This window comes from Pediococcus inopinatus (genome assembly GCF_002982135.1).
In the GTDB taxonomy this organism is placed as follows: domain Bacteria; phylum Bacillota; class Bacilli; order Lactobacillales; family Lactobacillaceae; genus Pediococcus; species Pediococcus inopinatus.
The window spans coordinates 1,047,861-1,059,819 of sequence record NZ_CP019981.1; the positions used below are offsets into that span (position 1 = coordinate 1,047,861).

The 11,959-nt window shown below is 40.0% G+C and carries 11 protein-coding genes; 4 read left to right on the forward strand and 7 right to left on the reverse strand.

Annotation, left to right across the window (positions count from 1 at the left end; genetic code table 11):
- Window positions 1-55: 55 nt before the first annotated feature.
- Window positions 56-613: a peptide deformylase gene (gene def / locus PI20285_RS05280; protein WP_105782197.1), complete on the forward strand. Its 558-nt coding sequence runs from the start codon at window positions 56-58 to the stop codon at window positions 611-613.
- 47 nt (window positions 614-660) lie between these two features.
- On the opposite strand, the gene PI20285_RS05285 is transcribed toward def, so the two are convergent.
- Entirely contained in the window at window positions 661-1,140 is a 480-nt protein-coding gene (locus tag PI20285_RS05285; protein WP_057775371.1) for a hypothetical protein, read from the reverse strand.
- A gap of 186 nt (window positions 1,141-1,326) precedes the next feature.
- Here PI20285_RS05285 and PI20285_RS05290 point away from each other — a divergent pair, with 186 nt between their 5' ends.
- Window positions 1,327-1,539 (forward strand): DNA-directed RNA polymerase subunit epsilon, encoded by a 213-nt coding sequence (locus PI20285_RS05290; RefSeq protein ID WP_057775369.1) that lies wholly within the window; start codon window positions 1,327-1,329, stop codon window positions 1,537-1,539.
- A gap of 157 nt (window positions 1,540-1,696) precedes the next feature.
- Window positions 1,697-2,986: an ISL3 family transposase gene (locus PI20285_RS05295; RefSeq protein ID WP_245080634.1), complete on the forward strand. Its 1,290-nt coding sequence runs from the start codon at window positions 1,697-1,699 to the stop codon at window positions 2,984-2,986.
- Between the two features lie 100 nt (window positions 2,987-3,086).
- Here the strand turns inward: PI20285_RS05295 and PI20285_RS05300 are convergent, their stop codons facing one another.
- Both PI20285_RS05300 and pyrF read right to left on the reverse strand, forming a co-directional pair.
- Entirely contained in the window at window positions 3,087-4,445 is a 1,359-nt protein-coding gene (locus PI20285_RS05300) for a C40 family peptidase (protein ID WP_057773095.1), read from the reverse strand.
- 440 nt (window positions 4,446-4,885) lie between these two features.
- Window positions 4,886-5,593, reverse strand: coding sequence for an orotidine-5'-phosphate decarboxylase (gene pyrF, locus PI20285_RS05305; protein WP_057773105.1), 708 nt, complete (start codon window positions 5,591-5,593; stop codon window positions 4,886-4,888).
- 252 nt (window positions 5,594-5,845) lie between these two features.
- On the opposite strand from pyrF, the gene PI20285_RS05310 reads away from it, so the two are divergent.
- Window positions 5,846-7,069 carry an MFS transporter gene (locus tag PI20285_RS05310; RefSeq protein WP_057773093.1) on the forward strand — a complete coding sequence of 408 codons (1,224 nt, stop codon included), beginning with the start codon at window positions 5,846-5,848 and terminating at the stop codon, window positions 7,067-7,069.
- A gap of 62 nt (window positions 7,070-7,131) precedes the next feature.
- Here the strand turns inward: PI20285_RS05310 and PI20285_RS05315 are convergent, their stop codons facing one another.
- Genes PI20285_RS05315 through PI20285_RS05330 form a run of 4 tightly spaced genes read right to left on the reverse strand, consistent with a single transcriptional unit; the run spans window position 7,132 to window position 11,881 of the window.
- Window positions 7,132-9,072, reverse strand: coding sequence for a PTS fructose transporter subunit IIABC (locus tag PI20285_RS05315; protein WP_057773091.1), 1,941 nt, complete (start codon window positions 9,070-9,072; stop codon window positions 7,132-7,134).
- A 15-nt stretch (window positions 9,073-9,087) separates the two neighbouring features.
- Window positions 9,088-9,999, reverse strand: a complete 912-nt coding sequence (gene pfkB, locus PI20285_RS05320) for a 1-phosphofructokinase (protein WP_057773089.1) — start codon at window positions 9,997-9,999, stop codon at window positions 9,088-9,090.
- A complete protein-coding gene (locus tag PI20285_RS05325; protein WP_245080637.1) occupies window positions 9,996-10,796 on the reverse strand; it encodes a DeoR/GlpR family DNA-binding transcription regulator in 801 nt (266 codons plus the stop codon). The genes pfkB and PI20285_RS05325 overlap by 4 nt, the downstream gene beginning before the upstream one ends.
- Window positions 10,797-10,825: 29 nt before the next feature.
- Window positions 10,826-11,881 carry an AI-2E family transporter gene (locus tag PI20285_RS05330; RefSeq protein ID WP_057773087.1) on the reverse strand — a complete coding sequence of 352 codons (1,056 nt, stop codon included), beginning with the start codon at window positions 11,879-11,881 and terminating at the stop codon, window positions 10,826-10,828.
- Window positions 11,882-11,959: the final 78 nt, after the last annotated feature.

Sequence of the window (11,959 nt, forward strand, 5' to 3'; positions counted from 1 at the left end):
AATGCTTATTAAGTATGGTAAAATTATTTTGAAGAAACATTTGGAGGTTTTAATAGTGATTAAAATGAATGATATTACCCGCGATGGGAATCCCGTTTTACGTAAACGGGCTGAAAAAGCTACTTTTCCGCTCTCTGCGGATCACAAAGAACTTGGCAACAAAATGATGGAATATTTGATTAATAGTCAAGATCCAGAAATTGCCGAAAAATATAAACTACGAGCTGGCGTTGGACTGGCGGCACCTCAAGTTGGTGTTTCCTTGCAAATGGCCGCCGTTCTTGTACCAGGTGCCAAGGATAAGCCTCCTTTGTTCAAAGAGATTCTTGTTAATCCAGTAATCGTTAGTGAATCTGTCCAGATTGCTGCTTTGGAAGAAGGAGAAGGTTGCCTGTCTGTAGATAAAGAAATTCCCGGATACGTGCCTAGACACGATCGCATCACCATTAAATACCAAACAGTCGATGGTGAAAATAAAAAGATCCGCTTAAAAGATTATCCAGCCATTGTTTGTCAACACGAAATTGATCATTTAAAAGGCACCCTTTTCTACGATCACATCAATCAAAAAGAACCACTTAAAATTGATGATGATGCTGTCCTGATCGGTTAAATTAAAAATAGCTTTAAAACTGAAAATCTCAGTTTTAAGGCTATTTTTTATTCTACCCGATGTAAATCTTCAATATATTCTCTAGTTGGGTCATTAATCACATTGGCCACATCAACATGCAAATTCTCTTGGTATAACCAAATGTCCGTGACGCAAAATACCGGAAATTCGTAGTCACTGTGGATATCATGTTCTTGAGCATATTTTTCAACTAATTCATTAATTTGATGGCGCAAATCTTTTAACTGATCTTTTTGTAATACCGTTTTGCCAAATGAAAATTCAAAAGCTAGCACCCCACGTCCCCAAATATCTGCCACTAACTTGGGCGTTGCTTCAGGTTGTCCGGGCTGAATCATTTTTTTGGCCATTAACATGGCCGCCACACTGACCATGGCAGAGCTGACATTTCTTTGACTAGTCGCTTGTAACATTGTCAGCGCGCGTTTGCGTTTAGAGCGACGCATCGCTACCCAGATTAATAATCCGATCACGATGATAATAAGTAAACCAATCAATATGTTCATAATCAGGCTCCCTTAATTTGTTACCCTCATTTTAGCATAAGTTTAATTCAAACAACGTAATGTCGCCCACCAATTCTATACTTATGAAGGCCAATATGATAGAATTAGCTTGATAGTTATTAGTGACACCTGCATTTAAACAACAGGCCAGCGAAATATTAAACTTTTTTAAAGGAGCACACAAAAATGGTTTTTAAAGTGTTATTTCAGACAGCAGTAGAAGCAACTCCAAAACGTGAAACAACTGAGTCAATCTATCTTGAAGTTCCAACTAAAGAAGATGCCATTCAGCTAGTTGAAACGCACACAGATTATCATATTGAATTTGTAGAACCACTTGAAGGCAAATCTTTGGAGTACGAACAACAAAACCCAGATTACAAGTTAACAACCTTCTAGAACCATTCAAAAAGGATTCATGAGTAGCCAGCTACTTATGAATCCTTTTTTGTGCAATAAAAAAAGGCTCAGACAAAATGTGGGTCTACACTTTCTGGTATTGGTGAATAACTGATACCAGTTTTTATTTTGAAAATTAAAAGGACATCTGTCCTCTTTGTGCTACGATTTAATCGCCAAACAAAATCGAAAAGAGGAAAAACAGATGTCCCTAACTAATTCTATCTTAAGCTTGTTTGAAATGACAGACCCAAATATAACCGTAACTGGTGTTACCAAGAAACGTTGCCCGAATGGACAACGAATTCATGTCGTTCACGCCAACCTTTCTTATCAGCTTGTGAAATGTCCCCATTGTGGCCATAAAAGTCTAATTAAAAACGGTACCCACGTTAGTCATCTAAGGTTGGGAACCTTATCAGGCGGACGTTATGAAATGCAGCTAAGACGACAAAGATATCAATGCCAACATTGTTTAAAAACCTGTGGAGCTAAAACTAACCTCGTTAGACGTAATGAAACTTTTACCCACAATGTTAAACATCAGTTCATTGTGCTAGCTCGTGACATGCTGACCAGTAAAGAAATCGCTAAAATTTGTGGCATTTCACCAAGTAGTGTTCAACGTATTTTAAATGCAAATATTCACTTGGCTTACCGTGTTAAGCAACTTCCGCCAAATCTTTGTTTCGATGAATTTCGGTCCTGTAATCATCTAATGTCCTTTAACTGTTGCGATGCCGTTAGTCATCGCCGCATTGTGACCCTCAAAGATCGTCTCAGTAAGGATATCATTGATTACTTTGAAGCTCGTTATTCAGTTCAAGAACGTGCGAAAGTTCAAACAATTACTATTGATATGAACGCCGAATATGCTAGCTTTATTCATCGTTTATTCCCGAATGCTGTCACGATTATTGACCGTTTCCACATTATTCAGCTTGCTGGTCGCGCACTAGACAATGAACGTACACGCATTATCCGTACTTTTCAAGATAAGCATTCACGCATTTACCGCATTCTTAAATCTCAATGGCGTTTATTTCATTTGGCGGAAGAGAAAATCAATGACACTAAGCTTATCTATTTACGAGGCATTAACGAGTATATGACCCAACAGAACGCCATCGACCTTGCCTTAGATGAATTTCCAGAATTCAAAACTGTGTATCAAACTTATCAAGGCATTCTAACTGCTATCCACCAAAAGAATGCCACGGAATTTAAAAATTTGATTACCAACTACCAAGTAGCTGGTAATCAAATGGACGTCACCATTTCAACCTTCGTTAAGAACGGCTCAGCAGTGCTCAACAGTTGTCGTTATCCGTATTCTAACGGTCCTATTGAAGGACTTAATCGCAAAATCAAGGTATTAAAGCGTAGCTGTTTTGGTTTTCGAAATATTCATAACTTCTTCATTCGTATCAGTTTAATTCATGAGTAAACAAAAAGCACATTCACCGAAGTGAACATGCCTTCAAAAATCTCTACCAATACAGTTTGACAGAGACCCCAAAATGTCTGAGTCTTTACTTGATTTCAATTTATTTAACAGTACCAGCAAAGCTTGGTGCAAAGTAGCTACTGATTGTTTCAATATCTACGTTTTGTCCAGGTTGTGGTGCAGCTACATATTGGTTGTTACCAATGTAGATGGCCACGTGATAAGTTGCGCCCTTAGCACCCCAGAATAAGAGATCACCAGGTTGAGCAGCTGAAACAGATTTTTGAGTTACTGAGCTTTCAAGTGAAACTGTGTAATGAGGTAAACTTACCCCTTCAGCATGTTCAAAGACATAAGCAACTAATCCAGAACAATCCATACCGCTTAAGCTAGAACCACCCCATACGTATGGAATGTTTGCATTAGCAAGTTTAACAGCCAAGCTAACAACTGAACCAGATGTTAATGCTGAACTAGCTGTATTGCTTGTTGAAGTTGAAGCACTGCTTGCTGCAGGTTTGCTACTAGTTGAAGCTGATGAAGTAGCTGCAGAATATGCTGGTTTAGCAACTGAAGCTGTGCTTACTGGCTTAGCAGCTGAACTTGCAGCTACGCTAGTACTTACTGTTGAAGCAACAGATTGTACAGGAGCACTTGATACAGCACCACTTGGTGTTGTAGAAGAAGCTGCACTAGATGAAGCTTGTGAAACAGAATTTGAGCTCTCTGAAGCTACGCTAGAAACAGCTGATGATGAAGCTACACTGCTACTTGCTGAACTAACAGCTGTTGTGCTGCTAGCTGAAGTAGTTGCTTGAGAACTGCTTTGTGTAGAAGAAACGCTGTCACTTGCTGCTGATGTAGAACTTGAAACAGCAGTCTCAGCCTTGCTTGAACTAGAAACTGAAGCTGATGATGGTGTACTTTCTACAGAGCTTGCTGCTGAAGAACTTGCAGTAGTTGCTGATGTAGCTGCACTGTATTGAACAGTAGCTGCAGAACTTGAAGCCTTAGCTGCTGTGCTCCCTGCAACAGGAACCTTTAGTGTTTGACCAACCAAAATCAAATTACTGCTAAGGTTGTTAGCATTCTTAATTGATGCAACTGAAACGCCCTTATCTTGAGCAATTTGCCAGAGGCTGTCACCAGATTTAACGGTAACTTTTATGTATTCTTGCGAACTGGCTTTAACTGCTTTGTGATCAGTTGTTCCAGGAATCTCAACTTTTTGACCAACTAAAATGATATGCGATTTTTGATTAATCTTGTTTAATGTTTCGATACTTTTAATTGAAACATTATACTTTTGCGAAATACCCCAAACTGTATCGTTTTGAGCGACCTTAACAGAATCAGCATTAACACTTTGTGTAGCTCCAGCAACAAACAAACCAGCTGCTCCAGCAACACCTGCGAGAACTATTTTTGTTTTTGTAGAATTACCAATTGACTTAACCATAAGCACAACTCCTTCAAGTTAGTTTCTAAATCATTAAATATTTGTTTTTATACATTCAGAAAAATCTTATTCGAATTACTAGGTGTATTGTAGCATGATATTCTAAAAAAAAATAGCCTTTTTATGCGCATATTTCTTAGTTGTTTTTGGAAGCAACACATGAAAGCTTACCACCAAAGTTGTTAAGGTATCCGTTTTCCTTAAAAAAATCTTAAACTTTTTTTCGGCTTAGTCCTAAACAGAACGCCTGTTTCGTTCACTGTTACAAACACATTACAGATTTCTGGGATTGTTACAGATAGTTGTAACATTGCCAAATTTATTCGCTAAACTATAAAGAACATTTTATGTATAAATATTCCTTTTTAGACGATATTATGTGTATAAATTCATTAACTAGCATGCGCTAATTTAGCCGATTTTTAGGATTGAGCTATTATTTATCCCTCATCCCAGTTACGCTGAACCTCTTTAAAAGCGGTCAGTTTATCTGGTGCCTTCGTAATAGCCCGACCCACAACGATGTAATTGGCACCATATGTATGCGCTTGGCTAGGTGACACCACTCGTTTCTGATCTTGATGATCTTGACCTGGCAGCCGAATACCAGGGGTCACACACAAAAAGTCACGACCAACTGCTTGATGGATTGCATTCACTTCGGTTGCGGCACAAATAACTCCGTCGACACCATTGTTTTTAGCCAACTTTGCCAAATCAAGGACTGACTCTTCCAAACTAAGCCCAATATGTAGTTCCTCATGCAAATCCGTTTCAGATATTGAAGTGAGTTGAGTGACCGCTAATAGCTTTGGAGTTTGTCCAGTGGTCGTTCCGGCAATTAGCCCATCGTGAGCAGCCCGAATCATTTTGGAGCCCCCGGCTGCATGAATCGTCACCATATCGATGCCTAATTGACTTAAAATCTTCATTGCCTGAAACACAGTATTGGGAATATCGTGTAGTTTCAAATCTAAGAAAATCTGACATCCCCGCCTTTTTAATTGCGTTAAAATCTGGGTGCCTTCTCGATAGAATAGTTCCATGCCCACTTTTACGAACAATTGCTGAGAGGTGGAAAATTGATCGACAAACGCTAGTGCCTCTTGACCGGTTTGAAAATCTAAAGCGATAATTATTGGACTCATGCTGATAACCCCTTTCATTTCAAAGATCCTCATCCAGACAAAACGACCAGAAACTTTTCCAATTTCCATGTGCTCTGCTAGATTAATTAAGGACCGAAATTGCAATTTTTATTAAGCCTAAACATTTCTACGGTACCTGTCAACCACTCAAAACGATTTACGAAAAGCCTTGTAATTTATTTTAAAGACGTGCATAATCAACTCTTGAAAAAATAAAGATTGGCAGCGATCAATCATTTTGGAGGAATTATTATGGAATCTACTTTTGAGCACCAAAGCACAACAACTTATCAAAAACAGGTGGTGGCTTCAACAGCCTCTGGTTTTGTCCTTGAAAACATGGACATTATGTTCTTATCATTCACCTTATCCTCCATCATTAGCGAGTTACATATTTCTAGTACCGTAGCTGGCTGGATTGGGACGATCACTAACTTTGGCATGTTAGTTGGTGGCGTAATATTTGGAATTTTAGCAGATCGTATCGGGAGAATTAAGACTTTCTCCCATACGATCTTTATTTTTGCCCTGGCAACTGCAGCGATGTATTTTGCTAACAACCTAACTTTAATCTACGTTTGCCGGTTTCTTGCTGGCATCGGTGCTGGGGGCGAATATGGGATTGGCATGGCCATCATTGCCGAAAGCTTTCCTCGTCATCAAGTTGGTAAAATTACTTCCATTGCGTCCATTGGTGGCCAGGTAGGCGCGCTAGTAGCTGCCTTTTTGGCCGCCTGGATTCTTCCAAGTTTTGGTTGGCATGCCCTTTTTCTCTTCGGCATTGTCCCCGTCATTTTAACCTACTTTGTTAGACGACACTTGAAAGAAAGTCCTAGTTTTCTTAAAACCCTACCAACCAAGAAAACTACCCATAATGGCCTTGGACATGCCTTGAAAATTCTTTTTAACTCACCACAAGCAACCCGCCAAACATTTAGCTTAATGATCATGACCATTGTTCAAATTGCAGGCTACTTCGGTCTCATGACTTGGTTACCCTCAATTATGCAAACTCGGCTACATTTAACGGTCGGTAGTTCTTCTTTATGGATGATCTCAACGATTGTTGGTATGAGTTTAGGCATGGCCGCATTTGGGCTTCTTCTAGATAAATTTGGTCCTCGGCTAACTTTTGGCATTTTTCTCCTTATGGCTGCGGTGTCCGTATACTTACTCTTAGCAGCGCAAAATATGCAGACCTTAGTTCTATTTGGAACCATCGTCGGTTTCTTCTCAAACGGGATGTTCGGCGGCTATGGAGCAGTCATCAGCCAGCTGTATCCCACCGAAATACGGGCTACCGCCAATAACATCATTATGAATGTCGGCCGTTGCGTTGGCGGCTTCTCATCTGTATTGATTGGGATCTTGCTTGATCACTTCTCAATCACCATTGTTATTTTGATGTTATCTATCTTGTACATCATCAGTTTCATCAGCATGTTATCCATCAAAAATCTTAAAAAACTAAACTAATCAGTGAGCACAAAAATAAGCCATTAGGATTAATTTCCCAATGGCTTATTTTTATTGTAAAACTATGCTTTTTCTGTTTGTTTCTTTGCTGGTCGCCAAATTCCAAGAATAACTCCCGCAATGATCGCGCCAATTACAACTGACAAAATGTAGAAGTACCAGTGTGAGGCTAATGGCGTTACCCAGAGGCCACCATGAGGCGCTGGAACACTAACCCGCCAAAATTGCGTCAATCCACCACCAATAGCGGCACCAATGACACTAGAAACAATTACATGAAGCGGATCGGCTGTCGCAAATGGGATTGCACCTTCTGTAATGAAGGAAATTCCCAGTACCCAGTTTGAAATACCGGCTTGCCGTTCTTGTTCCGTAAACTTCTTTGGCCATAAAGTGGTCGCAATTGCTGTAGCTAGTGGTGGAACCATCCCACCAACCATAACAGCTGCCATCAATTTACCATTACCAGTTGACGTATACGCTGCAATTGCAAAGGTATAAGCGGCCTTATTGAAAGGACCGCCCATATCGATTGCCATCATTCCGGCAATAATCGTCCCCAGAAGAACTGCATTCCCGGTTCCCATTCCGTTTAACACATGTGTAATCCACGCGTTAACTGCCGCAAATACGGGATTTATGATGAAGAACATCGCTACCCCAACAATGAGTAAACTCAGAATTGGATATAGCAGCATCGGTTTGAGACCTTCCAAACTCTTGGGAACATTCTTGAAGACTTTCTTTAACCAATTGATCACAATACCAGCTAAGAAACCAGCTAATAATCCACCGATAAATCCGGAAACACTAGTCGTTTTCAAAACATTAGCTGCGGCGGTATTGGCCATAAATCCACCAACAACCCCAGGCATTAACGCTGGTAAATCACCAATTGATTCCGCAATATATCCAGCTAAAATTGGAACTAAGAAAGCAAATGCCCAATTTCCCAATTGATTAAAGAATGTGAAGTACATACTTCCTGAACCAACAAAGCGTTCCAAAATGAATGAGAATGCCATGATAATCCCGCCACCCACAACGAAAGGTAACATGTGGGAAACACCGTTCATCAAATCTTTATATATTTCGTTCCAGAGGCCGCCTTTTTGTTCACCATCATCAGAAGCTGGTTCATCACCCGCCGCTGCATGATAGATTGAGGCATCCCCTGCTTCAATTTTATCCAATAATTCATCTGATTTGTTAATGCCATCAATTACTGGCCGATTTAAAAGCTTCTTACCATTGAAACGACCCATTTCAACTTTTTTATCAGCTGTAATGACTACTCCGTCAGCACGCGCAATGTCGTCTGCCGTTAAAAGATGTTTGACCCCTTCAGAGCCATTTGTTTCTACTTTAATTTCAATATTTTTTTCTTTAGCCGATTTAATCAAAGCTGCTTCGGCCATATACGTATGTGCAATTCCATTTGGACAAGCCGAAACGGCCACGATGTATGGACGTTTACCGGTTGTTTCAACCTCAGTCGCCTTCTTTTCGGCTTCTGCTTTTGCATCTGCTGCTTCCTCAGCTTCTTTTGCTGATTGCGCATCTGCAAACAATTGTTGCACCTCATCTGGCGTTTTAGCTTGTTTTAGGCTCGCTACCAAATCTGGATTAATTAATAAACTTGATAATGCGGCTAACGCCTGCAAATGAGTATTATTAGCCCCTTCTGGAGCCGCAATCATAAAGAACAATTGAACCGGTTGACCATCCAAAGCATCAAAATCAAGGCCTTGTTCACTCTTGGCAAATAACACCGTTGCGCGTTTGACAGCTTTATCTTTGGCATGGGGCATCGCAATGCCGTCCCCAATTCCGGTCGTTGACTCTGCTTCTCGTTTGATAATATCGGCTTTGTAGAGTGATTCATCATCAATCACGCCTTGTTCAAAGTACTTATGGACCATTTCATCAATTGCGTCATTTTTATTCTGCGCCTTCAAATCCATGATCATAACATCTTTAAGCAGTAATTCACGGATATCCATGTGTGTCCTTCCCTTCTAAAAGTTCTCTATTTTAATTTGTGGTAAAATTTCTTCAATTTTTGCTTTCGTGGCAATATCAGCTGAAAAAGCTGTGGCGCTTCCTGACGCAAGCCCATAGCGGAAACTTTCCACTGGATCATGTGTCGCATCTAACGTTCCGGTAAAGCCAGCAAGCATTGAATCACCAGCGCCAACTGAGTTTTGAACAGTGCCTTTAGGAGCCGCGCTTCGATAACAGCCATTTGGTGTGACCAACATGCCGCCATCTCCAGCCATCGAAATCATCACATTTTGAGCACCCATCTTAATAAGCTCTTGCCCATAATGTTTAATTTCAGCTAAACTATTCAACTCAACGCCAAATAAGTCCGCTAATTCATGATTATTAGGCTTTACCACAACTGGATGGGTCGCCAATGTTTTCTTGAGCGCTTCTCCAGTTGTATCCACAGCATATTCAGCCTGGCACGCCTTTACCTTTTGAATTAAGTCAAAATAAAAGGTTTCTGGCAAACTGCTTGGAACACTACCAGAAAAAATAACCATATCGCCCGCTTTTAAATCATCGAATTGATCCACAAAAGCTTGTTTTTCAGACGTTGTGATTTCTGGGCCTGGCGCATTTAACTCGGTTTCCTGATCGGCCTTCAGTTTGACATTTATGCGGGTATCGGCTGCAATTTTGGTAAAATTCGCATCCACCTTTAATCGTTGCAAACTTTGGCTGACAAACTCTCCGGTAAAACCGCCTAAAAATCCCCAAGCCTGATTGGCATAACCTAACTCACTTAAAATTCTAGAAACGTTAATCCCTTTGCCCCCTGGAAATTTATAACTAGTTTTCAACCGATTAACTTCGCCCAGTTCCAATTGTGGAAGCTGAACCACATAATCAATTGAAGGGTTTAGGGTCACTGTATAAATCATTTTTCCGCCTCCATAATTTGTTTTAAATGTTCAAAATCTTTTAAAATATCTTGATCATCTTCATCTGTCAAAAGCACCCCAGCCTCTAAATCAGCCACTTTTGCAAACGAGACTTCGTTCAGCTTACTAGCATCCGCTAGAAAGTAACTAACTTCACTTTGGGCCAAAACAGCCCGTTTTACGGCCGCTTCATTTGGATCCGGGGTGGTAATTCCAAATTTTGGATGCACACCGTTGACGCCCATAAAAACCCGATTAAATCGAAATTTTTTGATGGTTTCAACGACATCTGCACCAATGATAGCTTTAGTTGTGTTTTTTAACTCACCACCAACTAGATACGTTTTAACATTAATATCTGCCAGTTCAGAAGCCAGCTGAACGCCGTTTGTCACAACTAGCACAGAATCCAAATTGCTCATAAATGGAATCATTGCTTCGGTAGACGTTCCCGCATCTATGTACACAACCTCACCCGCTCTAATTTGTTGAACGGCCAATTTTGCAATTTGGCGTTTTGCATGAACGTTTTTGGTTGATTTTTCGACCACACCCGGTTCAGATTGCAACGTCGATATTGCCTTAGCTCCGCCGTGCACCCGCACTAGTTTACCTTGGTCTTCTAATTCCTGTAAATCCCGTCTAATTGTTGAGGTTGAGCTATCTAAATCTTTGACAAGATCTTGTAACTTGATAACGCCATCCCTAGCTAACTGTGCTAAGATCTTTGCTTGTCTTTCTTCTGTAAGCACTTTCAACACACCCATCTTTGATAATATACCACCAAAATCATTCAAATTCAACCACAAAAGGTCATCATTTAAAATTATTCATCAATTTCTGAGTCAATACTTTGTTTTAAGTTCTTAGCACGTCGTTTTCGAATATTCACACCCAAAACTTCAATGAAAAAGGCGACAATCGGGATCCCCACAATTAATCCCCATGTGCCAAATAATTCACCACTCACAATCAGAGTTACAAAGGTGACAAAAATTGGTAAAGCCGTCGCGTTTGCCATCAGCCGTGGATGAAGAAAATACGATTCAAAACCATGGATCAAAACCACCAGAATTAAAACTTCTAAGACCGTCACAAACCCATTTACTGAAAAGCCAATTACTGATAACGGAATCAACGAAATCAAGACTCCTGCCACCGGGATTAACCCCAGAATAAAGACAACTAATCCTAAAACTAGCAGACTTGGCATACCAATAATCCAAAGACCAATTGTCATTAAAACGGTATTGATAGAGCAAATCACTAATTGTGTTTCAATGACTGTTCCAAAAATATGAATGAACATTGCGGCCAATTTATAGATATTATTAAAGAAATGTTTATAACGGCTATTCAAAAATGCGTGTCCAAAAATACGCAGATGATTATAAGTCAAATTAAAAATAAAGCTAAGAAAAATCGCGATCAGCACGTGTTCTATTCCTTGCCCGATGTGACCTAATTTGACCAATCCGGTAATGGCAAGGTTAGAGCCATGTTTCAATATCGAAGAATTGTGAATCGCTTTTTGCGCCCAAGTATACGCTTGTTTATCAAATACGGGATGCTTATTAATGGTCGTTTCTATCAACTTCGGCAATCCGCTGAATTGATCTGCCAGTAACGGTGCCGCTACCACGACAATGGTGACAAACAAGCCAATCACAACTATGTACAATAAAACCGTCGCTACGGCCTGATTCAGGGGCAATAATTTTCTGATCTTTTTTGTTCCCACGTGTCCGAGAAACGAAAAAATTATGACAAATAAAATTAAAGAAAGAAATGGTTTTAATAAAAATAAGACGATGATAATTCCTAATAAAGTGCCATATAATTCGACATCTTCGCGTTTCAAAAAATGAATAATATGTTCCAAAATACATCCCTCCAACCAGCGTTTGTTATTAACATAGCATGAAATCCAACAGAATTAAACCGTCGCTTAATTTGTTTA

What these genes read in the sequence shown, in the direction of transcription:
- pfkB (WP_057773089.1), bottom strand. Translation starts at nt 9,999, where the DNA reads ATGATTTATACAGTGACCCTAAACCCTTCAATTGATTATGTGGTTCAG.
- PI20285_RS05315 (WP_057773091.1), bottom strand. Translation starts at nt 9,072, where the DNA reads ATGGATATCCGTGAATTACTGCTTAAAGATGTTATGATCATGGATTTG.
- PI20285_RS05300 (WP_057773095.1), bottom strand. Translation starts at nt 4,445, where the DNA reads ATGGTTAAGTCAATTGGTAATTCTACAAAAACAAAAATAGTTCTCGCA.
- PI20285_RS05310 (WP_057773093.1), top strand. Translation starts at nt 5,846, where the DNA reads ATGGAATCTACTTTTGAGCACCAAAGCACAACAACTTATCAAAAACAG.
- PI20285_RS05285 (WP_057775371.1), bottom strand. Translation starts at nt 1,140, where the DNA reads ATGAACATATTGATTGGTTTACTTATTATCATCGTGATCGGATTATTA.
- pyrF (WP_057773105.1), bottom strand. Translation starts at nt 5,593, where the DNA reads ATGAGTCCAATAATTATCGCTTTAGATTTTCAAACCGGTCAAGAGGCA.
- PI20285_RS05290 (WP_057775369.1), top strand. Translation starts at nt 1,327, where the DNA reads ATGGTTTTTAAAGTGTTATTTCAGACAGCAGTAGAAGCAACTCCAAAA.